The 23,570-nt window shown below is 48.8% G+C and carries 18 protein-coding genes and 2 tRNA genes; 13 read left to right on the plus strand and 7 right to left on the minus strand.

Annotation, left to right across the window (positions count from 1 at the left end):
* Nucleotides 1-189 precede the first annotated feature (189 nt).
* Together HMPREF2907_RS04690 and HMPREF2907_RS04695 are read right to left on the minus strand one after the other, a co-directional pair.
* Nucleotides 190-264: transfer RNA gene (locus HMPREF2907_RS04690), tRNA-Glu, on the minus strand.
* Between the two features lie 16 nt (nt 265-280).
* Nucleotides 281-357 (minus strand) — tRNA-Arg (locus HMPREF2907_RS04695).
* Between the two features lie 118 nt (nt 358-475).
* Between HMPREF2907_RS04695 and HMPREF2907_RS04700 the strand changes: the two genes are divergently transcribed.
* The 3 genes from HMPREF2907_RS04700 (at nt 476) to thiD (ending at nt 3,971) form a co-directional block, all read left to right on the plus strand.
* Entirely contained in the window at nt 476-1,879 is a 1,404-nt protein-coding gene (locus HMPREF2907_RS04700; RefSeq protein WP_070680909.1) for a 3'-5' exonuclease family protein, read from the plus strand.
* Nucleotides 1,880-2,088: 209 nt separating this feature from the next.
* Nucleotides 2,089-2,886, plus strand: a complete 798-nt coding sequence (locus HMPREF2907_RS04705; protein ID WP_070680562.1) for a Cof-type HAD-IIB family hydrolase — start codon at nt 2,089-2,091, stop codon at nt 2,884-2,886.
* Between the two features lie 278 nt (nt 2,887-3,164).
* The gene (gene thiD, locus HMPREF2907_RS04710) at nt 3,165-3,971 is read left to right on the plus strand and encodes a bifunctional hydroxymethylpyrimidine kinase/phosphomethylpyrimidine kinase (protein WP_070680565.1); all 807 of its coding nucleotides are present in this window, start codon (nt 3,165-3,167) and stop codon (nt 3,969-3,971) included.
* Nucleotides 3,972-4,050: 79 nt separating this feature from the next.
* Here the strand turns inward: thiD and HMPREF2907_RS04715 are convergent, their stop codons facing one another.
* Nucleotides 4,051-4,932 carry a carbohydrate kinase family protein gene (locus HMPREF2907_RS04715; RefSeq protein ID WP_070680568.1) on the minus strand — a complete coding sequence of 294 codons (882 nt, stop codon included), beginning with the start codon at nt 4,930-4,932 and terminating at the stop codon, nt 4,051-4,053.
* A 456-nt stretch (nt 4,933-5,388) separates the two neighbouring features.
* On the opposite strand from HMPREF2907_RS04715, the gene alr reads away from it, so the two are divergent.
* Nucleotides 5,389-6,447: an alanine racemase gene (gene alr, locus HMPREF2907_RS04720; RefSeq protein WP_070680572.1), complete on the plus strand. Its 1,059-nt coding sequence runs from the start codon at nt 5,389-5,391 to the stop codon at nt 6,445-6,447.
* Between the two features lie 621 nt (nt 6,448-7,068).
* Here the strand turns inward: alr and HMPREF2907_RS04725 are convergent.
* From HMPREF2907_RS04725 to HMPREF2907_RS04735, 3 genes are all read right to left on the minus strand, one after another.
* Nucleotides 7,069-9,564 carry a GIY-YIG nuclease family protein gene (locus tag HMPREF2907_RS04725; protein ID WP_070680575.1) on the minus strand — a complete coding sequence of 832 codons (2,496 nt, stop codon included), beginning with the start codon at nt 9,562-9,564 and terminating at the stop codon, nt 7,069-7,071.
* Between the two features lie 105 nt (nt 9,565-9,669).
* Nucleotides 9,670-11,199 carry an Eco57I restriction-modification methylase domain-containing protein gene (locus HMPREF2907_RS04730; protein WP_019270484.1) on the minus strand — a complete coding sequence of 510 codons (1,530 nt, stop codon included), beginning with the start codon at nt 11,197-11,199 and terminating at the stop codon, nt 9,670-9,672.
* Nucleotides 11,180-11,803, minus strand: a complete 624-nt coding sequence (locus HMPREF2907_RS04735; protein ID WP_070680578.1) for a DNA methyltransferase — start codon at nt 11,801-11,803, stop codon at nt 11,180-11,182. Before HMPREF2907_RS04735 ends, HMPREF2907_RS04730 begins: the two co-directional genes overlap by 20 nt.
* Before the next feature lie 111 nt (nt 11,804-11,914).
* Between HMPREF2907_RS04735 and HMPREF2907_RS04740 the strand changes: the two genes are divergently transcribed.
* The 9 genes from HMPREF2907_RS04740 to HMPREF2907_RS04780 all read left to right on the plus strand — a co-directional run bounded on the left by HMPREF2907_RS04740 (nt 11,915) and on the right by HMPREF2907_RS04780 (nt 19,912).
* On the plus strand, nt 11,915-12,331 hold the full coding sequence (locus tag HMPREF2907_RS04740) for a hypothetical protein (protein WP_019270482.1): 417 nt from the start codon (nt 11,915-11,917) through the stop codon (nt 12,329-12,331).
* A gap of 273 nt (nt 12,332-12,604) precedes the next feature.
* Nucleotides 12,605-12,877 (plus strand): ACT domain-containing protein, encoded by a 273-nt coding sequence (locus HMPREF2907_RS04745; protein WP_003765481.1) that lies wholly within the window; start codon nt 12,605-12,607, stop codon nt 12,875-12,877.
* A 14-nt stretch (nt 12,878-12,891) separates the two neighbouring features.
* The gene (locus tag HMPREF2907_RS04750) at nt 12,892-14,247 is read left to right on the plus strand and encodes a PFL family protein (RefSeq protein ID WP_070680580.1); all 1,356 of its coding nucleotides are present in this window, start codon (nt 12,892-12,894) and stop codon (nt 14,245-14,247) included.
* 151 nt (nt 14,248-14,398) lie between these two features.
* Nucleotides 14,399-14,818, plus strand: coding sequence for an OsmC family protein (locus tag HMPREF2907_RS04755; RefSeq protein ID WP_003741038.1), 420 nt, complete (start codon nt 14,399-14,401; stop codon nt 14,816-14,818).
* 363 nt (nt 14,819-15,181) lie between these two features.
* Complete coding sequence (locus HMPREF2907_RS04760) at nt 15,182-15,898, plus strand: GntR family transcriptional regulator (protein ID WP_070680583.1); 717 nt, start codon at nt 15,182-15,184, stop codon at nt 15,896-15,898.
* Between the two features lie 147 nt (nt 15,899-16,045).
* Nucleotides 16,046-17,128, plus strand: a complete 1,083-nt coding sequence (gene trmA / locus HMPREF2907_RS04765; protein WP_070680586.1) for a tRNA (uridine(54)-C5)-methyltransferase TrmA — start codon at nt 16,046-16,048, stop codon at nt 17,126-17,128.
* A 116-nt stretch (nt 17,129-17,244) separates the two neighbouring features.
* Entirely contained in the window at nt 17,245-18,015 is a 771-nt protein-coding gene (locus HMPREF2907_RS04770) for a sulfite exporter TauE/SafE family protein (RefSeq protein ID WP_070680589.1), read from the plus strand.
* A 104-nt stretch (nt 18,016-18,119) separates the two neighbouring features.
* Entirely contained in the window at nt 18,120-19,211 is a 1,092-nt protein-coding gene (gene aroC, locus HMPREF2907_RS04775; protein ID WP_070680593.1) for a chorismate synthase, read from the plus strand.
* A 236-nt stretch (nt 19,212-19,447) separates the two neighbouring features.
* A complete protein-coding gene (locus HMPREF2907_RS04780) occupies nt 19,448-19,912 on the plus strand; it encodes a ProQ/FINO family protein (RefSeq protein ID WP_070680596.1) in 465 nt (154 codons plus the stop codon).
* A 568-nt stretch (nt 19,913-20,480) separates the two neighbouring features.
* Here the strand turns inward: HMPREF2907_RS04780 and HMPREF2907_RS04785 are convergent.
* Nucleotides 20,481-23,147, minus strand: a complete 2,667-nt coding sequence (locus HMPREF2907_RS04785; RefSeq protein ID WP_016688337.1) for a calcium-binding protein — start codon at nt 23,145-23,147, stop codon at nt 20,481-20,483.
* Nucleotides 23,148-23,570 lie beyond the last annotated feature (423 nt).

The raw sequence follows: 23,570 nt of genomic DNA on the forward strand, positions 1-23,570 counted from the left end.
TCGTCTGAAAATGGTTTTCAGACGACCTTTTGATTGGAATAGGGGTAAGAAATAATATTGATAGGTCTCTTATGGCAACATAGAAATAAACAAGTCAGGTGCTGCCTGCCCTAGGTATTCAAGATGGCGGTTATTCAAGATGGTTTAAAAACTAAAGCCTTGCTAAAACAGCAAGGCTTTAATCAAAACTGGCACGCCCACGGGGAATCGAACCCCGGTTACCGCCGTGAAAGGGCGATGTCCTAACCGCTAGACGATGGGCGCGGATAAATAAATTTTTTGGCGCACCCGGAGCGATTCGAACGCCCGACCCTCTGGTTCGTAGCCAGATACTCTATCCAACTGAGCTACGGGTGCGCTGTAACAAAGATTGAGATTATAGTGAGGGGGTGGAATTCTGTCAAGGGCGTTGTTGGAAAATAAACAGGGAAAGTGTAAAATGCGCGGCTATTGGTTGAATTTACAGGAAAATAAAATGGAGAGCGTTTCTCGCTGGCCGTTGTTGCAGAAGGCATTTTTCCGTTTCGGGAGACCTGTGGTTGTGGTGGATTTGGAAACTACCGGCGGGAATCTGTATCAAGACAGGGTAACGGAAGTTGCTTTGCTGCGTTTCGACGGACAAAGCGTATGCCGTTATGAGTGGTTGGTGAATCCGTGTAAGCCGATTCCTGAATTTGTCGAGCAACTGACGGGCATCAGCAATAAAATGGTAAAAACGGCCCCGTTGTTTGCGGAAATTGCTTCACAGTTATTGCCGCTTTTACAGGGGGCAGTGGTGGTGGCGCATAACAGCCGTTTCGACTATACCTTCTTGCGTCACGAGTTTCGCCGTGCCGGAATTGATTTTGCTGCGCCTGCTTTGTGTACCGTCCAGTTGTCGCGCCGCCTTTATCCTGAGTTTTACAAACACAATTTGGACAGCATTATCGAACGGAACGCAATCGCAGTGGAAAACCGTCATCGCGCGATGACCGATGTCTTGGCTTTGAGCGATTATTTGGAACACAGCTTGCGCGAAAAGAATACAGAAGATTGGGATAATTACTGCCGGTCTTTGATGAATCCGAAAATGCTGCCGAATTGGGTAACGGATGCTTTGGCGGCGCAGCTTTATGCGTTGCCGGACAGCGAAGGTGTGTTGGTCTGGTTTGATGCATTCGGCAAGGCGCAAGCGGTAGTTGCATTAGAGAAGGCGTATAGCGAAACGGCAGAAATGCTGCATGGTAAAAAAGTTCCGCTTTATCTGAAGGCTGCTGCTTCTGTGCGTTTTATTCCTGCGTTGGGCAGCCTGCATTCGGTATGGCTGAAGGCGCAGGTAATGAGGGAATATGGTATCCGCCCGCCTGAACGAGTCGTTTCCAAGCCTACTGCATTTTCTACGGTTCGTTTTTCTCCCGACGAACACGGTGTTTTGCAGGCAAGGATTGTGCCTTTGGATAACGGCAGCCGAGTTGTCCGCCCGTATGGGTTGTTTATCCATAAAAAAGCCGCCAAACGCGCACTTAATAGTTGGGCGCTGGAAAACAGACTTTGTCCTGATGCCTTGAATATCCTGCCTGTTGCAAATGGAAAAGGTGTGCCGTGTCCTATACAGGCACTCGGGCAATGCGACGGTGCCTGCCGTACCGAGGATGGGATAGAAGCGCAAAACGGACGTATCCGCGAATTGGCGCATTTGTTGCCCGTTGCAGACTGGGGGAGGGCGCATGAGGTGGAGATTACGGAAACGGACGGCTTATCCGGAAAAAGCATCACTTTGCGTTGTGCCGGCGGGGCGATTGCTATGCCGGACGGCGGCTGGTACTTTGATGACAGTCTGCCCGCGTTGCTGAAAATGAAATTCAGGCGGGAGCGGGAAAGTGTCAAAATTATTGCTTAATGTAATAATGGCGAAAATGGAATAAACAGGTTTCAGACGACTTCTGATAACCTGCTTATTTTTTAATCAGGTTTGTTTTTCTTTTGGGAATCAATATGAAGTAGGATTTATACACAGCTTGTTTACATCATTGCATGTAGAAATTGTGCATTGTTCCGGTAATTGCACGTTACAATATAGGTCGTCTGAAACCGATTGTATGCCTGATAATGAATACGCCAAAAATTATTTTTTTCGATATTGATGACACGTTATACCGAAAATATACCGATACGCTGCGCCCGTCTGTTGCTAAAGCGATGGAGGCATTGAAAGCGCGGGGTATTTTGACGGCGATTGCGACGGGGAGACCGCCGGTGGCCATTCCGGGTAAGGTGAAAACCCTGATACGCGACAGCGGCATTGATATGCTGGTTACAATTAACGGGCAATACACGACGTTTCACGGAGAGGTGTTGCAGGCTTATCCGATGATTGAAGCCGAATTGGAGCGGATGTGTGCATTTTTTGACAGTCAATATATTGATTATGCTTTTGTAAATAATGATGAAATTGTCGCATCGGCTGCCGGCGGAAGGGTAAAAGAAGCCTTGTCGCACATCCTGCCTGCTTTTGAAGTGGATAAAGAATATTTCCGCAAACAATCGGTTTATCAGATGCTGGTGTTTGCAGACGATGCCCAGGAGCAGGAGATTATCGGAAAAATCCAATCCGAAGGCTTCAAATCCGTGCGTTGGCACGAGTCTGCGCTGGACATGCTGCGCCGCGAAGGTTCAAAAGCAAGAGGCATTGCACATGCAGTAGAAAAGTTGGGCATAGGCATGGAAGATGTTATGGCTTTCGGCGACAGCTTTAATGATTTGGAAATGCTCTCATCCGTCGGTTTCGGCGTGGCCATGGGAAACGGTGAGGAGGCAGCGAAGGCCGCGGCGAAATTTATTGCGCCGAGTGTAGATGAAGATGGCGTGTACAGGGCTTTGGTTGAATTGGAAATTATTGATGGATAATGATTTATTTAGAGTTAGGTCGTCTGAAAAGCAGGTTTCAGACGACCTCTCTGTTGGAATAGTAAAAAGTCGGCATGGGGATTTCGGGCTGAGTCCAGGAAGATTATAAAAAGATATCCCGAAAATCTCCCATTTCAAACCGCGATAAACCAACTAAAATACAGCTGTAAATATTTCGCTATTACAATAAAACGCCGTCTGAAAACAAGCATGATTGGTTTTCAGACGACCTTCAAACCGCTTCCTAAATTGTCCAACCAAGAAACAGGAGAAACCAAATGGAAGAAACATTTGTCCAAACGCTGACCATCGCCGGCTCGGATTCCGGCGGCGGGGCGGGGATACAGGCGGATTTGAAGACGTTTCAGATGCGTGGCGTGTTCGGCACCAGCGTGCTGACAGCCGTGACCGCGCAAAATACGCTCGGCGTATCGGCGGTGCATCTGATTCCGACCGACATCATCACTGCTCAAATCGAAGCCGTCCGCTCCGATTTTGAAATCCGCGCCTATAAAATCGGGATGCTGGGTACGGCGGAAGTGATTGAATGCGTTGCCGAAAATCTGAAAAAATGCCGTTTCGGCAAGCGCGTTCTCGATCCGGTGATGATTGCCAAAGGCGGCGCGCCGCTGTTGCAGGACTCCGCCGTCGAAGCGATGAAACGCCTGCTTCTGCCTGATACCGACATTCTGACGCCGAACCTGCCCGAAGCGGAAGCCTTGGCGGGCGTGCGCATTGAAAACCGCCAAGACGCGGAACGCGCTGCCAAAATCCTGCAAGATTGCGGTGTGAAAAACGTGGTGATTAAAGGCGGGCATTTGGGCGACAGCCGCAGCGAATACTGCACAGACTGGCTGTTTACGCCGGATGAGGTGTTTGAATTTACCGACCGCCGCTTCCCGACGGCGCATACGCACGGTACCGGCTGTACGTTCTCCGCCTGTATCGCCGCCGAGCTGGCAAAAGGTTTCGAGACACTCGAAGCCGTGCAAACCGCCAAAAAATACATTACCGAGGCGATTCGCAACCCTTTGAACATCGGCGCGGGACACGGTCCGGTCAATCATTGGGCTTATCGGGATTGAGGGATATGGAAAGGTCGTCTGAAAACAGAAAATCCGTTTTCAGACGACCTTTTGTTGTGGCATCCGTTGATGGCAAACATCAAGCCGGATTCATGAAGCTTTCGATTTCTTGTAAGGAAATGTCGGGCGTCGCGCCGTGTCTGGAGGCGACTAGGGCGCCGAGAGCGCAGGCGAAGGTGATGGCTTCTTGAGGCTCGGCATTGTTGAGCAGTTTGTAGGTCAGCCCTGCCAAGAAGCTGTCGCCGGAGCCGACGGTATCGGCGACTTTGATGCGGAAGCCGCAGTGGCGGTAGAGTTCGCCGTCTTTGTATAAAATTGCACCGTGTCCGCCTAAAGTGACGCAGATGGTTTGTGCGCCGGTCAAGCGGTTGAGGTAGGCGATGTTTTGTTCGATGCTGTGGTGGGGCGAGCCGTAAACTGCCGACAGTTCGTACAATTCGTCGTCATTGAGCTTGAGCATATCCGCACGCTTCATGGTGGCGAGCAGGCGGTCGGTATCGTAGTGGGGTTTGCGCAGGTTGACGTCAAAGATTTTGAATTTGGCTTTTTCTATCAGTTTGTCTAATGCCGCACGGGAAATCTCGTCACGTGTGGCAAGGCTGCCGAACACGAAGGCATCGGATTCGGCGACACGCTGCAAGGCGGCATCTTCGACGACGATGCGGTCCCATGCGCAAGGATACACGATTTCGTATGACGCGCTGCCGCATTTGTCCAAGATGACTTTGACAAGGCTGGTATCACATTCTTTGCACACTTGCAGCAGGTCGGTGTTGACGTTTTTCGCTTGGATTTGGCGCAGCAGCTCTTCGCCGTCGGCATCATCGCCGCGGCGGCTGATGATGGCGGTATCGACCCCGAAGGATTGCAAACGGACCAAAACGTTCAGCGGCGCACCGCCCAACACTTTGCCGCTTGGAAAATCGTCCCACAACACTTCGCCGAAACTGGTTACTTTCATTTTAGACCTTCCTTGCTTTGAGTTGATCGGTTGGAACTGCTGCGCTGCGTACGGCTTACCTATCATGTATTTGTAGTAAAACTCCAATACTTAGGCGCGTAAGTATTATGTTTTAAAATCTACCGACTGACAAGCAATCGTAGGCTTATCCGTCAGGAAGTTTGATTCATCACAATATTGCGTTACAGGCGGCCTGATTCGGCAAATTAGCAGGGTTTATTTTTCTTTCATTTTATAAGTGCTTTGGGAAGGAGATATACTGATTTTTGAAATTTAAATACAAATCGGCAGAATATGTTTGAACAGACGGGCTATATTCCGATTTTCTTCATTTCATTACGATATTTAAAAACCCTCTCTTTGAGCCTATAATGTGGTCGTTAAAAATACCGAAAGGTCGTCTGAAAACGTGAATATCCATTTTCAGACGACCTTCATTAACGGAAAGAACAAATCATGCGTCCATTAAATGCCCGAATCCGCTTGGACAATCTGCGCCACAATTACCAAACCCTGAAACAGATTCACGGCGGCAAGATGCTTGCCGTCATTAAAGCGGACGCTTACGGACACGGCGCGGTACGGTGCGCCCACGCATTGTCCGAAATTGCCGACGGGTTCGCCGTCGCCACGGTGGACGAAGCCGTCGAATTGCGTGAGAGCGGCATTACCAATCCCATCGTATTGCTCGAAGGCGTGTTTGAAGCATCGGAATACGCCACCGTTGATAAATACAATTTGTGGCCGGGCGTCGGCAGCCAGTGGCAACTCGAAGCCTTAATCGCCCATCATTGGCATAACCCCGTCAAAGTCTGGCTCAAAATGGATTCCGGCATGCATCGTGCCGGCTTCTTCCCACACAACTACACTTCCGCCTACACCGCCCTGAAACAATGCAAACACGTTGACAGCATTGTTAAATTCAGCCACTTCGCCTGTGCCGACGAACCCGACAACGGCATGACCGAAATGCAGCTTGAAGCCTTTGATTTGGCGTGTGAAGGCTTGGAAGGCGAAGAAAGCCTCGCCAATTCCGCCGCTATCTTGAATATTCCCGAAGCGCGCCGCGACTGGGGACGCGCCGGACTGGCACTTTACGGCATCTCTCCGTTCGGCGGCGTGGACGAACGCCTGAAACCCGTCATGCGTCTGACTTCCCGCGTATTCGGCGAACGCATCCTGCAGCCTCATTCTCCCATCGGTTATGGCGCGATGTTTTACACCAGCAAATCTACCCGCGTCGGCCTCATTGCCTGCGGCTACGCCGACGGCTATCCGCGCCGCGCCTCGACCAACTCGCCCGTTGCCGTCGAAGGCAAACGCAGCCGAATCATCGGCAGGGTGTCTATGGACATGATTACCGTCGAACTGGATGCTTCCAAAGAAGGTTTGGGTGCTGAAGTCGAATTGTGGGGCGATGTCGTCAACATCAACGAAGTCGCCGAAGCCGCCGGTATGATTCCGTATGAAATCCTTTGCAACATCAAACGTGCGAAGTTTACCTATTCGGAGTGATTTAGGTGGCGGTTTGAACTGAAGGTCGTCTGAAAACAAAGTTAACGGTTTCGTTACATGGTTTTCAGACGACCTTTGTCTTGCCATCATTTTAAGAAACCTTATTTTATAGTGGATTAACTTTAAACCAGTACGGCGTTGCCTCACCTTAGCTCAAAGAGAACGATTCTCTAAGGTGCTGAAGCACCAAGTGAATCGGTTCCGTACTATCTGTACTGTCTGCGGCTTCGTCGCCTTGTCCTGATTTAAATTTAATCCACTATAGATTGAACGGTTGCAGCAGGATTGATGAAACAGGTAACTTAAAACAAACATACTTAACTTCGATATTTCAGGATTCCACCCCCGTCATTCCCGCGCAGGCGGGAGTCCACCGTAAAACTTGAGACCCTCTGATTTGAAAAACAATTCCTGAAATTCCAACATGGATTCCCGCCTAAGCGGGAGGGATGGAACATGTAGGTTGCGTATCGAAAAAATAATTTAGTTATAGAGGCCCGGGCAGTTTGGAATGAATAGGGTTTGAGTACAGAAAATGGCAGATTCAAGGTGAAAAGCAAAATACCGCGGCTGTCGGACGGCCGGTTTGCCCGAGCATTAAAATTGCTTCTGGAACAGGTATTAATATTCCCCACGATATTCCCGAATATCCACTGTTGTATCATAAAGCCCGATTTGTTCGGGAGTGTGTTTCACAATGCCTGTATATTCCAAGCTGCTGTCTTCATAGCGTTTGAACTTGAACACGGCATCGTTCATCAAGCCTTTGTTAAACAGATTGAGGCTGACCAGCAAATCAAAATCGGCTTGGTTTAAACCCGTCACTTTTTGAAACAAGCCTGTATCCAGTTGGCGGATGACATCTTCCAGCATATATTCCCGATAATCGGTCAGATACATAAAAATCGGAATGCGTGTGGCGAATTTCATCAGTTTTTCTTGAATTTGTTTGCGCAAAATTTTTTCCGCTTTTTCTTCATTGCTGATGGCTTTTTTCTGCTCTTTGCTTGGATTGTCGCCTGCTTCCCGTTTGGCTTCTTTCACCGCTTCGGATTTGTTGATGATGGTTTCCAAATCCAAATTCAGTTGGCGGAAGCCTTCGATATTCATCAGGGCTTTCATCGCTTGTTCGTTGTTTTTGAGTTTTTTCAGCGTGTCGTTGTCCACGTTCACCAACAACGCACTTTCCCAACGGCGAGCCAAAAGCGTGGCGGTTGTGCCGCTCATTGCCATATCCAAAATGCCCGAAGCGTCAATCGCTCGCATAGAGCTGCCGTCATACGCCAACACGGGCAGGAATTGGATAAATTCCGCGACTTTCTTTTCAGGATTGATGCTGTCGGTGTTGAGTTGGCAACTGTAATCAGCAAGCTGGCGCAGGGCGCGATCCGGTGCAAAGTCAAATACATAGCAATTTTCTTTCAAGATACATTGCTCGTTGGGGTTGTCGGGATTATGCCTACGCAACACCCACGGCGTTTGCACTCGGAATGCCGCTTGGAAATAGGTTTCAGGGCTGGCAAGGTTGCGCAACATAAAAATCCCTGCCCACGGCGCAACGGATACGCCGGTCGTCAATTTGCCGCAACTGAGCGTAATACTTTTGGATTGCAACGGTTTTTCCATCGCTTTTTTTACCGGAACCAAGGCTTCTGCGCCTATGCCTGCTTCATTGCCTGCGGCGACAAGGATTTGATAGTCGTGATAAAAGGTATTTTGTTGTTGCGCCAATAAATTTTTCATCGCATAGCAGCTTGCCACATTCGGCAAAAACCAAAAAGTATGCAGCAGACTGCCTAATAAATGCGTATCGCTAAACGGCATCGGCGGACGCTCTGCGCCCATTTTCAGATTATCCACCGTCGTAGAAAGCAGTTGTCCGCGGATCAAATCCAGCCATTTTTGCACTTCGCTTTCATATTTGAATTTGGCTTTGTCGCCCTCGCCTACGGCAGAGAAAAAAACATTCAAATCAAACTCGGCAAATTCGCCTTTTAACGCCACTTCCCGAATCTCATCGGGCAACTGATAAGTGAGCATCACCATTTTCGGCAGCGATAAATAAGGGTTGTTATCGCCGTGCCATGCCGCTTTGGCTTTCTGCTCGTCGGAATACGTCCAGTTGAAAATCTGCTCTTCAATAAATTCGCCCGAATTGATGGCGCGAAACGGCGTACCCGACAAATAAAGATAATGGTCTGTCGTAATCGGCAACAAATCCTCATCAAAATAATCGGGCGAATCCAGCTCCATCTCTTGTTCTTCGGCATGTTGCTGCTTGGCTTGTGATTTTTCCCATTCACTGTCGGCAAACAAGTCTTTTGCCTTATCCCGCCACGCGCCGTAATGGTATTCGTCAAAAATTACGCAATCCCAGTTAATAGCGTGTACCCACTCGTTTTTCAGCTTAATGCCGCCCGATTTGCTTTTACCCAAATAATCTTGGAATGAACCGAAACAGATTTGCGGAAAATCGGCGTGCGGACGCCAATCGCTGCCATCGGTTACAAAACGCCAATCCTGAAAATCCAAATGGTCTTGCAAATCTTCCTGCCACGCATTTTGCACTGCGGGTTTGAAGGTCAAAACCAACACCTTTTTCCAACCCATTTTTTTTGCCAGCTGATAGGCTGCAAAGGTTTTGCCGAAGCGCATTTTTGCATTCCACAAAAAATGCGGAATTTTGCCTTTGTTCATCGGATCTTCGGTAAAACGTTGGAAATAATCCGCTGCTTTTTCTACCGCACTTTGCTGCTCGGGGCGCATACCGAAATTGAAAATTGCCTTTTTCTTTACCGCAACACCCGTTTTCAGTTCTAACAATGCCGTCTGAACATCTTCTACCGTACATTCAAACCACTCGCCTTTAACCCGTTTAACCCCATGTTTGAGCAAAACTTTGTGTACATCGTGATCGGTAAAAAACGAACCGTCATCACGTACCGCATCTTCGTCCAATTCAATGCGGTAGCTTTGACCAGGCTGTTTGACAGGAAATTGCGCTTCCACACGCTCTTTGACCGATTTGGCGGTATAGCCCACTTTCAGACAATCGGGATAACGGATGTCGGAATAAGCATAAATTTTAGGGCGGCGTAAAGGGGAAAGGTAAGGCATAGGATTTCCTTAGCGTTTATTGTGTTTGGCTTGTAGGGTGGGTTTTAGCTTACCAAATACGCAATATCGTCTGAAAATGGTGGGCTAGAAAGCCCACCCTACGGGTTATTCGTTGTTCATCGGCCGGATCATGGATTCGATAAATTCAATTTCCGCCTCACTTAAACCATATTTTTCGTAAAGTTCTTTATCCGTCCACGGTTTGGAAAAATTTTGCATTGGGACAAGTTCATAGACTTTTTTAGGCGCATCTTGGGTATTTTTAATCAGCAACACCAAAAAACGGAAAAAACGTGTTTGAATATAGCTCATGACGTTTTCACAGATTTCTTTGCTGTCAAACGGACCTATAACCAAATAGGTTTCAGTACAAGCCGAATTAGGTTCACCATAAATCGGATAATTTAAAATTTGATGGGGGAAAGTTTCTCCAGCACCATAAGCTCGCCCAATATAAACTTTATGATTGCCTATCCATTGTTTATTAATAGGAATTTCTTCCCTGCTTAAATAACCTGTTCCGCCGTTTTGATAGAGTTTGACAATGTTATGCGGCATTTGATTTTTTAAAGGCGTGGTTCTGCCTCGTACATTTGTAGCCAAATTAAAAGGCTTTCTTGAACTGACTAATTTACTGAAACTCTCCTCTTGCTTGGATTTTACTTTGCTTAAAATCCCAATCGCATTGTTATACCTAATAAACGTATCTATCCCATCTTCTTTTAACGGACGCTTCATTTCTGAAATCACTTTGTCTTTTTCGTGCGTAATGACTAGGCAGTCGCCTTTACGCTGCTCTTCCCACAGAAAATAACAAACGCCACCTTTAATGCTTACGCCTGCAAAGCAATCAGTTGAATCTGGATAATCATGCAATACAGAAAAGCGTTCATCGTTCAGCATTCGGTTACGGAAATTATCTAACCCCTTTCCACCGGCATACCAACGAGCCGGAATAATCATAGAAAGATATTTTGGCTGTAATTTAATCGCCTGTTCTACAAACTGATCGTAAATCGGCTTGGCGCTGGCTTGTGCGCCGCCATCGCTCAACTGATACGGCGGATTGCCGATAATCACATCAAATTTCACGGGCAATTTCTCACTTATTTGTTTTAAATCCTGATGAATAAAGGCATAGGCGTGGCTTTCCAACTCATCGCCGCGGTCATACACTTGGCGGCTTGCGCCGCATTTTGTGCAACGCCCATTTTCCCATTGGTGCTTTAAAGGCATATAAAAAATATGCCCTTGCGGATCGGCAAACGCTTCGCAAACGGAATATTTGCCGTCGGCTTCACGGCTGCAATAGAGCGTGCGGCGCGACAGTAAGGCGGTCAGTTCTGTTAATCCCAAACCGAAAATCTGCTCGGTCAGAATATGGTTGATCCGTGTTTGCAAATCGGGAATTTCGTCTTTCAACCCTGTCAACAGCCGCTTGGCAATTTCACGCAAAAACACGCCCGATTTGGCGGCAGGGTCTAAAAACGTGGTTTTTGATGAGCAAAACAGTTCTTGCGGCAGTAAATCCAACATCTGATTGGCAAGAGCAGGCGAAGTAAACACTTCGTCATTAGATAAATTTGCCAAACAGGAAAGCACGTCGGGGTTGTAATTAATTGAGGGGTTCTGCATTTTCGATGTCCAAAAAATAACGGCCTTTAAATTCTTGTAGGGACTGATAAGGCGAACCTGCGTTATCCACTAAATATTGATATTGGAAATCGTGCCGCTTGAGCGAAAACCGGCGTGGAAACGGTACGGGCGACCATTGCGAAAAATGCAAGGGTTCGCTACTTTCGGTGTAACGCATCGTTAAAGCGTCGCCATGCACAATATTCAGGCGCAAAATAAATTCCAACGTGTTTAGAAAAGCTTCACCCGGTAAACGGGAAAGCTCGGTTTCATATTGCAAAACGATATAAGAAAACAACCGTTTGCGACAGGTTTTCACGTTGTCTTCCAACAGCTCGACGCCATAAATGGAACAAAGGGCAAGTACGGCATAAAACTCATATTCCCGTTGCGAAGTCCGGTAATTTTTCGCTACTACATCCAGCTTCCGCTTCAAAATCTGAATCAGAAAATTCCCATCGCCGCAGGCCGGCTCTAAAAAGCGCGACTCAATCCGCAAGGTTTCATTTTTCACCAAGTCCAACATGGCATTGACTTCTTGTTCACGGGTGAACACTTCACCGTGGTCGGCAACGCGCTGTTTTGATTTGATTTGTCCGGTCATAGCGTAATTGGCGTAACTTATAACGTAATTTTAAACGTAATTATGATAATTGTTACGTAATTTTCAATCAAGCTTTTCGTTGGCAAAAAGGAACTCTTTAAAGTTGCAGATATGAATGAAAGAGAACAATTTGCAGAAAATTTGCAACGGATTTTGGTTGAAAAAGGCTATGAGCCTAAGGCTTCGGTGATTGAGCGTGAATTTAATTTGCGTCATTACGGCAAACCGATAGGCTTACACGCTGTCGCCCGCTGGTTAAGGGGTGAGGGATTGCCTTCACTTTCCCGAATTAAGACGTTGGCAGAATGGCTGGAAGTAGATATTCGCGCATTGGTTTCAGACGAAAAAGCCTACCAAGTCGCCAAATTAGATAAACCGAAAGAACCCAATAAACACATTTGGGAAAGTGCGGCAAGCTATCAGGATCAGATGCTGTTTCAGATATTTTTAAACCTGCCTCCTGAACAGAAAAAGGTAGTCAGGGAAGTAATTATGGCGATGGATAAGGCCTACCGCTGTGAGAAATGATGAAGATAAAACGGTTGGTTTCCCGAAATGGAAACCAACCGTTTTTTATTGCATTGTTTTTGACTTAAAAATTAAGTTCTATAGCTAAATTACTTTATTTTTGCTCGCGACTTACCGGACTTCGTCATTCCTGCCTACGCGGGAATGACGGCAGACGGAATATCAGGTTCGAGCAATACAAAATTGTCAACAATCCAAGTCATATTATTTTAAAGCAATGTTATAATTCCCCGAACCAGATTTTTCAGACGACCCCTACAAGGACCCTGACTTATGAATAATTCAGTCATCACCGTCATCGGCAAAGACCGCGTCGGTATCGTATACGACGTTTCCCGCATTCTCGCAGAAAACCAAATCAACATCCTCAATATCAGCCAGCAGCTAATGGACGACTTCTTCACCATGATTATCTTGGTGGATACCTCGAAATGCCCCAAATCGCGGCAGGAAATGCTGGATTTGTTTGCGGAAGAGAGCAAAAAACTCGCGCTCGATATCCGTATGCAAAATGAAGAAATCTTCCAAGCCATGCACCGCATTTGAGTCGGAGGAATGTGATGAGTATCCAATCCGGCGAAATTTTAGAAACTGTCAAAATGGTTGCCGACCAGCATTTCGACGTCCGCACCATTACCATAGGCATTGATTTGCACGACTGTATCAGCACCGACATCGATGTGTTGAACCAAAACATTTACAACAAAATCACCACCGTCGGCAAAGATTTGGTCGCTACGGCGAAACACCTTTCCGCCAAATATGGCGTGCCGATTGTGAATCAGCGTATTTCCGTCACGCCGATTGCTCAAATCGCGGCGGCAACCAAAGCCGATTCTTACGTCAGCGTGGCGCAGACTTTGGACAAGGCAGCCAAAGCCATCGGCGTGTCTTTTATCGGCGGCTTTTCCGCGCTGGTGCAAAAAGGCATGTCGCCTTCAGACGAGGTGTTAATCCGCTCCATTCCCGAAGCGATGAAGACCACCGACATCGTGTGCAGCTCCATCAATATCGGAAGCACGCGCGCCGGCATCAATATGGATGCGGTCAAACTGGCGGGCGAAACCATCAAACGCACGGCTGAAATCACGCCTGAAGGTTTCGGCTGCGCCAAAATCGTCGTGTTCTGCAACGCAGTGGAGGACAATCCGTTTATGGCGGGCGCGTTTCACGGCTCGGGCGAAGCGGACGCCGTTATCAATGTCGGCGTATCGGGGCCGGGCGTGGTCAAAGCCGCGCTGGAAAATTCGGATGCGGTCAGCCTGACCGAAGTCGCCGAAGTTGTGAAGAAAACCGCCTTCAAAATCACCCGCGTGGGCGAACTCATCGGCCGCGAAGCCTCGAAAATACTGGGCATCCCGTTCGGCATTCTCGATTTATCGCTGGCACCGACCCCCGCCGTCGGCGACTCGGTGGCGCGCATCCTTGAAGAAATGGGCTTGAGCGTCTGCGGTACGCACGGCACGACGGCTGCTTTGGCATTGCTGAACGATGCCGTGAAAAAGGGCGGCATGATGGCTTCCAGCGCGGTCGGCGGCCTGAGCGGCGCGTTTATCCCCGTTTCCGAAGACGAAGGCATGATTGCCGCCGCCGAAGCAGGCGTGCTGACGCTGGACAAACTCGAAGCGATGACCGCCGTCTGCTCGGTCGGGCTGGACATGATTGCCGTTCCCGGCGACACGCCCGCGCACACGATTTCCGGCATCATCGCCGACGAAGCCGCCATCGGCATGATCAACAGCAAAACCACCGCTGTGCGCATCATTCCGGTAACGGGCAAAACCGTCGGCGACAGCGTCGAATTCGGCGGCCTGCTGGGCTACGCGCCTGTAATGCCGGTCAAAGAAGGTTCGTGCGAAGTGTTCGTCAACCGAGGCGGCAGGATTCCCGCGCCGGTTCAATCGATGAAAAACTGATGGCTTGACCATGGAAAAGGTCGTCTGAAAACAAGCTTTGCGAGTTTTCAGACGACCTTCTCTATTCTTGCGCCTATATTTATCCGTAAAAAATGTTTACAATATGAAAATGCGCCTGTTTCTCAGGCATTTTTGCGACAGAAAGGCAATCATGCAAGTTACATCAAAATGGATAGACGGAATGTGCTTTGTCGGCACGACCGAAAACGGACACAGCGTCGTCATGGAAGGCGCGGCGGCGGAAGGGCAGGCGAAACGCGGCCCCAGCCCGATGGAAATGCTGCTTTTGGGCGTGGCGGGCTGTTCCAGCATCGATGTCGTGATGATTGCCGAGAAGCAGCGTCAAAAGGTGGTGGACTGCCAGGCGACGGTTACCGCGAAGCGCGCCGACGATGCCCCGCGCGTGTTTACCGAAATCCACATCCATTTTAAAGTCATCGGACACAACCTGACCGAATCTGCCATCGAGCGCGCCGTGCAGATGTCCGCCGAGAAATATTGTTCCGCCTCGATTATGCTGGGCAAGGCGGCGAAAATCACCCACAGTTTTGAAACCGTCGAAGCAGAGTAATTTTTCAGACGACCTCCCGTATCTTTCAGGGGTCGTCTGAAAAGCGTTTAGAGGCGGAATACTGTTAAAGCGTGAATAAGGGCCGCCCGACAAAAAAAGCAGATATATTCACGCTACACTATGAATATATCTGCTTGCTTATTGTGGATTCTCTCTCTATCAGCCTTCATAACTTGGCCTTGTGAGGATATTGTGCAAGCTTCACTAGAGATTGTCAACAATTTTTAATTATATCTTAATCAGATTTTGTGCTATATCGAAATGGAATCAAGCAAAAAGCGATAAGGGGCGGTTTGCCGCTGCTAAAAAATTTCTGTTATTTCAAACGATATGACACGCCAGACTATGAGGAGAGCTTAAATAATGAATACCGATAACGATACCCTCCATGCGCCTACCCCTTCTTCCATGATGCCGGCAGGCAGGCATGATTCGGAGCTGTTCCGCGTTTACGCACTGATTTTGGACGGCATCACCGACCATGTTTTGCTGCCCGGCAAAAAACTGACCGAATCCGAGCTGTGCCGCCAGATGGTTTGCTCGCGCAATACCGTGCGCGGCGCGCTGTCCCTGTTGGCACACGACAAAATCGTCGATTTGCAGCCCAATCGCGGCGCGTTTGTCCATGTTCCCGATTTGAAGGAAATGCAGGACGTGTTCAACGCGCGTATCGAAATGGAAAGCATGATTTTGAACCTTCTGTCCGATATGCCCGATTTGGAAACCCGCCTCCAGCCGCTCTATGCCATGATCGAGCGTGAAGAACAGGCGTCCGACAGCGGCGACCGCGTGGGTTGGAACCGCCTGTCCAACGCCTTCCACGTCGAACTGGCGCGCCTGATCGACAACCACGTCTTGTTCGACATCATGAACACCCTGTGCGCCCGCTCTTCGCTCATCGTCGCCGTTTTCGATGCGCAGCGTCATGAAAAACGCGCCATCAACCCCCACACCCATTCCGAACACCGCGAAATCCTCGACCTGCTGGTCAACGGCAAACGCAACCGCGTGGTCAAAGTCATGCGCAAACACTTAAGCGCGTGCGTAGAGCGTTTGGAACGCAAATACGAAGGCGAGTAATCAAATGCCGATAAAAGGTCGTCTGAAAACAAGCGTAGTAAGTTTTCAGACGACCTTTGTCAGCATTTTCGGTGTTGTCAAGCAGCTTTACGCCAACCTGCCGACTAAACCGACATTCCGACATCTTTTCCATGAGACATTTCTCCAATGACCGCTTATACGCAACAGCTCGACCAAAAAATCCAATACTTGCAACAGCTTTTCCAAGGTTTGGATTTTCCTGAAATTCAAGTTTTCGAATCCCCCGAACAGCATTACCGGATGCGCGCCGAATTCCGTATTTGGCACGAAGGCGGCGAAATGTTTTACGCCATGTTCGAGCGCGGGCAGAAAGCAAGCGGCGCAAGCCTGATACGTTGCGATCAATTTCCCGCCGCCTCCGAATCCATCAACGCCTTGATGCCCAAGCTCATCGAAGCCGCCGCGCAAAATCCCGAACTCAAAAACCGCTGGTACGCCGTTGAATTTTTGTCTGCACTGAGCGGCGAGATGCTCGTTACCATGATTTACCACAAAAAACTAGGCGAAGCGTGGCAGCGTGCCGCCGAAATTTTGGCGCGTGAATTGGGCATCCATATCATCGGTCGGAGTAGGGGGCAGAAAATCGTTTTAACTCAAGACTATATAATCGAAGAGCTGAACGTAAACGGCAAGACCTTCCGCTACCGCCAAGTCGAAGGCAGTTTCACGCAGCCCAACGCCCGCGTGTGCGAAAAAATGCTCGGCTGGGCGTGTGATGTTGCGCAAAATCTCGACGGCGATTTGCTCGAACTCTACTGCGGCAACGGCAATTTCACCCTGCCGCTCTCGCAGCATTTCCGTCAGGTGTTGGCGACTGAAGTGTCCAAAACTTCCGTTTACGCCGCGCAATGGAACATCGAAGCGAACCAAAGAGACAACATCAAAATCGCCCGCCTCTCTGCGGAAGAATTTACCGAAGCCTATACGCAAAGCCGCGAATTCCGCCGCCTGCAAGAGCAGGGTATCTCGCTGAAAGAGTATGATTTTTCGATTATTTTTGTCGATCCCCCCCGCGCCGGCGTTGATGATGAAACGCTGAAGCTGGTTTCCCAGTTTGACAACATTATCTATATTTCCTGCAATCCTGAAACCTTGCGCGCGAACCTCGACACCCTTTGCCAAACCCATACTGTCGAACGCGCTGCGTTGTTTGATCAGTTTCCGTTTACGCACCATATCGAAAGCGGCGTTTATTTGAAGAAGAAATAAAGAAGCGGGGTTGAAAAAGGTCGTCTGAACATTTTAAAAACATGGATTTCATGTGCTAAACTGTTTTCAGACGACCTTTTCCTTGATAAGAAATTTCCAATAAAGCCTGAATCATCATGCCCGTAGATTCCTTTTTCTACCTCTTACTGCTCACCGGATTTTGCGCCGGACTGATGAACGCGGCGGTTGGCGGCGGCGGATTGTTGCAAATACCGGGGCTGTTCAACCTGCTGCCCGCTTCCACGCCCGTGGCTTCGGTCATCGGCACCGACAAATTCGCTGCCTTATGCGGCACGCTGACTGCAACGGGGCAATACCTGCGCAAAATCCCCCTGCCGTGGAAAATGCTGCTGCCCACCGCCGTGCTGGCGTTTGCCGCTTCCTATCTGGGCGCGAATGCCGTGGCGTATCTGCCCGTGCACTACATGAAACCGGCGATGTTGGTCATCATGGTGGCCATGTGCCTTTATACTTTTTTGAAAAAAGACTTGGGGCAGGCGGTGCGCACCAAAAAATTGACGCGCCGCGAAACCTTATGGGGCTTACTCTTCGGCGCGCTCATCGGTTTTTACGACGGCATCTTCGGGCCGGGCTCAGGCAGCCTGCTGGCCTTCGTATTCGTCCGTTTTTACGGTTATGATTTCCTGACGGCGAACGCATCCGCCAAAGTCATCAATTCCACCACCTACCTTGCCGCGCTGGCGGTTTTCATCCCGCAAGGTCATGTCGTGTGGGTGTGGGCAATCCCGCTTGCGCTGGCGAATTTGTGCGGCGGCGTGGTCGGCGCGAAATTGGCGATACGTGGCGGAACCAAGTTTCTGCGTTATGGATTTATGGTGTTGCTGTGCCTGACTATAGGCAAATTCGCTTGGGATTTGATTCGATGACAGAAGACGTGTCAAAGGCGGGATTCGTCCTCCGAAAGCGTTTCAGACGACCTTTGTATGCTAAAATCCGTCATCTTTCAGTATATGACCGATAGAGGGAAAACATGGCAGGCAACACTTTCGGACAACTCTTCACCGTTACCACCTTCGGCGAAAGCCACGGCGCAGGTTTGGGCTGCATCATCGACGGCTGTCCGCCCGGACTGGCATTAACCGAATCAGACATCCAAGCCGACCTCGACCGGCGCAAACCCGGCACCAGCCGCCACGTTACCCAACGCCGCGAAGCCGACCAAGTCGAAATCCTCTCCGGCGTCTTCGAAGGCAAAACCACCGGCACACCCATCGCCCTCTTAATCCGCAATACCGACCAACGCAGCAAAGACTACGGTAACATCGCCACCAGCTTTCGTCCCGGTCATGCCGACTATACCTACTGGCACAAATACGGCACGCGCGACTACCGCGGCGGCGGCAGAAGCTCCGCCCGCGAAACCGCCGCCCGCGTTGCCGCCGGAGCCGTTGCCAAAAAATGGCTGAAAGAAAAATTCGGCACGGAAATCACCGCCTACGTCACCCAAGTCGGCGAAAAAGAAATTCAGTTTGAAGGTTACGAACACATTTCCCAAAATCCCTTCTTCGCCGCCAACCAAAGCCAAATCGCCGAGCTGGAAAACTATATGGACAGCGTGCGCAAATCGTTGGATTCCGTCGGCGCGAAACTGCATATCGAAGCGGCTAACGTCCCCGTCGGCTTAGGCGAACCCGTTTTCGACCGCCTCGATGCCGAAATCGCCTACGCCATGATGGGCATCAACGCCGTCAAAGGCGTGGAAATCGGCGCAGGTTTCGGCAGCATCGTCCAATGCGGCAGCGAACACGGCGACGAACTCACCCCGCAAGGCTTCCTGTCCAACCACTCCGGCGGCATCCTCGGCGGCATCAGCACCGGACAAGACATCCACGTCAACATCGCCATCAAACCCACCAGCTCCATCGCCACACCGCGCCGCAGCATAGACATCAACGGCAATCCCGTCGAACTCGCCACCCACGGTAGACACGACCCCTGCGTCGGCCTGCGCGCCGCCCCCATCGCCGAAGCCATGCTCGCACTGGTCCTCATTGACCACGCCCTGCGCCATCGCGCGCAAAATGCCGACGTAGTTGTCGATACGCCCGATATTGCCAAATAGTGCGGATAAAATTGAAAGAGGTCGTCTGAAAACAAACATGACGGATTGTGCCGAACATTTTCAGACGACCTTTCTCAACGCCTATTGAGATAAGTGTGCGGGCCCGACCGCAAATAAACATCTACAATCGAACATTCGTAAAAAAACTTAGCCAAAACACAGGCTTTATACTAAAATACCGCCATTACCGTGCCGTAGCGAAACGCACGGCTTTATTTTAGAGGAATACAAACGACATGACACAAGAAACTGCTTTGGGCGCAGCTTTGAAATCCGCCGTTCAAACCATGAGCAAGAAAAAACAGACCGACATGATTGCCGACTACATCTACGGCAAATACGACGTCTTCAAACGATTCAAACCGCTGGCCGTCGGCATCGACCAAGACCTTGTTGCCGCGCTGCCCCAATACGATCCTGCCCTGATCGCCCGCGTTCTCGCCAACCATTGCCGCCGCCCCCGCTACCTTAAAGCTCTGGCGCGCGGTGGCAAACGTTTTGATTTGAACAACCGCTTCAAAGGCGAAGTCAGTGCGGAAGAACAAGCCATCGCCCAACAGCATCCGTTTGTCCAACAGGCTCTGGCAGAACAAGCCGAGCGTCAAGCCGCCAAACAGGCAGTGCAAACTGAGGCAGTAGAAGCCGAACAAGTCGGCGCAGCAGTCGAAACTGAAGAAGCGGCACCAAACAACGCTGAATAATACTTCATGATTTTAAAAGGTCGTCTGAAAACGGATTTTCCGTTTTCAGACGACCTTTTTTATCAGTATTTCAAATTAACGGAGGAGGGGAAAGAGGAACACGCTTTGCGCCTATGATTTTTGCTTTGGTAGGGATTCACAAACGTGTTTTTTGTTGATTTTTGATCTGGGCTTACACATTTTCTGAAGATGGGTTTTCGTGTACGAGAGAATTGGAGAAGAGATGGGAATATCTTGTTTTATTTGATTTTATTTTAAACTTGGAAAATCAAGATAAAAAAATGCGCATATCGTTTGGGATATGCGCCAAGTCTACAAAGGAGAAATAGAGGAGAAAAATCAAGCTGCATCAAGCAACTCAACGGGCGTAATTTTGACATAATAAAGAAGTATTGTCAACGGCTTTTATGGAAATTCTTAAATTGTTGCATTACATACAACATATTGAATCAGTATTGGAAAATAGCGGCATTTGGTGTTGGGAATTATCATCAAGACAAAACAAAAGGTCGTCTGAAAACTTTTCCAACCGATAATGCGGGAAGTTTTCAGACGACCTTCCAGACGGTTAAATCAAGCCTTGGTTGAGGGTGCTATCCATACCTAAAGCATTCAGGAATTGGGTAGCGGTATAGCTTTCGCCACCTTCAAATTTAAAGGTGTCAACCGTATCATGACCGGATGGGGAATGAACCATATCCTTGATAGTCAATGCGTTATTTGAACCTTTCAGCTTCACAACCCAGTCTTTGCCTGTGGTCAATTCGACATCTTTAATCGTTAAATTTCCTGAGAAGAGAACGGTAGTATCTGCTTCTGTGCGGATATTGTGCAATGTATCGTGTCCGCTTTCCTTCCCAAACATAATGGTATTTTTAACCGAGTGTCCGGAGTCGAAAATGGCATCATTACCCGTACCGCCGTCAATGAGATTGTATCTTCCTAAGGTGATACTATCTTCCCCATTGCCACCGTAGAAGGTAACTTTACCGATCACGTCTGAAAAGTCCGCAGTATCGTTATCAGCCGATCCGTAAACAACGCGGTTGTATCCCCTCTGATCAATACCATACCAGTCAACCTTATCGGTAAGGTTGTGGACAAGGTTACCGGCTTTGTCAAAGTGAGGCACATTCAGACCAAAATGCTCAATGATTTCGCCAACGGTATAGGTTTTGGAATCAAACTGGAATTCGCTGATTGCGCCGTAAATGCCGGATTGGTTTTTAATAGTCAGGACATCGTTTGTCCCTTTGATTGAAATGCTCCAAGTATCGCCGTTCAGACGGGGAATAATAATGAATTCGGAATCGGTAGGGATATGATCAATGTCTGATTTGTCATAGCCTTGAGTCATCGAAATTTCTAAATCATCCAAAGTCAGGCCGCCGGTAAATTTAACGGTATTGGCGTTTGGCATTCCATCGGGGTTGAATTCGGGATCAAGATTGAAATTGTAGTCAAAGACGGTATCGTGTCCGTATCCTTTACCAAAGACGTAAGTATCTCTGTGTTGTCCGCCTTCAAGATGGTCATCGCCGGCACCGCCGTCCAGATAATCATCACCAATGTCGGCATACAATTTATCATTGCCGTCGCCGCCGTAGAGTTCGTCATCGCGTTCATTACCGAAATAGCTTGTTCCGCTATCACGCAATATGTCATCTCCGCCTAGTCCGTACAGACGGTCGCGTCCGTCGATTCCGCTGTCGATGGTATCGTTTTGCTCTGTACCGGTAAGGATGTCGTCTCTTGCCGTACCGGTGATGGTCGAACCTTGTTGTTTGTTTGAATTGGCAACAGCTTTGAGCAGGGATTCTTGGGTATAGGTTTCGCCGAGCAGTTCAAAACGTCCGATAGCAACTTTGCCGTCTGAGCCGATTTGGTCCCGAATCAATGCGGAGCCGTTTGCGGACGTAATCAACCAGTCTTTCCCGCCTTGTGCGTTGTCATTGACGCTGATTTTGAGGTCTTTGATACGGAGGTCGTCTGAAAAACGCAAAGTGTTGTTTCCTTGGTCGTCGATAATCGTATCATCGTCGCCGAAAATATAGGTGTCGTTACCTGCGCCGCCTTTCAGGGTGTCTTTTCCTTTGCCGCCGATTAAAGTGTCGTTGCCTGCGTCGCCATTGATGTTGTCGTTCCCTTCGCCACCATCCAGGTAATCATCACCGTCGCCGCCGTTAAGGTTGTCATTTCCACCCATGCCGTAAACGGTATCGTTGCCGCGTCCGCTGTTGAGCCGGTTGTGTCCGGCATTGCCGGTCAAGATATTGTCGCTGTTGTTGCCTGCGCCGAAGATATTGGCATTGCCGGTCAAGGTAACGTTTTCAACATTGGTTGCCGCTGTGTAGGAAACGCTGCTGATGACGGTATCGGTACCTGCGCCTTTTCCTTCGATAATGACATCTTTGACATTATCAACATAATAAGTATCGTCTCCCCATCCTCCGCTCATCGTATCGGCACCGGCTTTGCCGTCAATAATGTCATTGCCATCACTACCATTTAAAACGTCGTCTGAATCGGTTCCATTAATGGTCAGGTTTTGTGGTTTCGCTGTTTCAATGTTGGCTTTTGTCGCACGAACAAATTCGGCTACATTCAAAACACCGCTGTCAAAAACAAATTGATGGATGGCAGGGACGCTGCTTCCGGCAGTATATTGGTTGCTGATGGTCAGTACGGAATCTGTGTTTTTAATGGAGATTTTCCAATCTTGCCCACCATCATTGTTGGCAACAGCCGTTATTGTCAAATCTTCGGCACGCAAGCCTCCGGTAAAGCGGATGCGGTTGTTTCCCTCGGTATCGATAATGGTATCCCTGCCGCCTGCCGCATTGAAAATGTAGGTATCGTTACCCGCACCACCGTTAAGTACATCGTCACTGGCTTCCCCGTTTAATGTATCGTCGCCATCTTCACCGAACAGTAAGTCGATGCCTTCCCCGCCGTTGATGGTGTCATCACCGCCGCCACCGTAAACGGTATCATTGCCGCGTCCGCTGTTAAGACGGTTACGTCCGCTGTTGCCGATAAGGATGTTATCGGCGTTGTTTCCTGCCCCGAAGATATTGGCATCACCTTCTAGAATCAGATTTTTTTCTCCGGCAGCAAGCGTACGGCTGGTGTTGCTGCGAATGTAAGTTAAATAGTTTGCGTTTGCCGCATCTGTCAAAGTTGATTCGCTGCGGCTTTGCTTTTCTGATGAAAGGTGAGTGACTCGGGTATTCATAATGGTGTTTTCCGTATAAATAAAGATTAATCAGAAGGTTATGCTGATAGGTGGCAGTTTCTTCGTAGGTGCTCGTGTCTGAATGTAATGAAATAGTAATTTAGCATGGCATTTCAAGGTAATGTTGGATTAAGATACGAACGGATATAAATATGGCATAGGCGGTTTGACTCAAAATTTTATTTAAAGTTCTGATTTTTCGAAAAATAAATATCGCATTTTCATTTTTCTTAAATAATATAATGAGTTAATTGCTTTTTTGTAATGGTGTTGAATTTTTGCGCATGGGGAATGCTTTTTTAGGATGCATACGGTCTAATTTGATCTGAAATTGCGGCGATACATTATTTGCTTTTTGCTTAATTCAAACGACTGCAATGGATTGCTGCAAAATTTTCAATTGTACAATTGTCATAGGGAAAA

This window comes from Neisseria sp. HMSC055H02, assembly GCF_001813335.1.
GTDB classification, from domain to species: domain Bacteria; phylum Pseudomonadota; class Gammaproteobacteria; order Burkholderiales; family Neisseriaceae; genus Neisseria; species Neisseria sicca_C.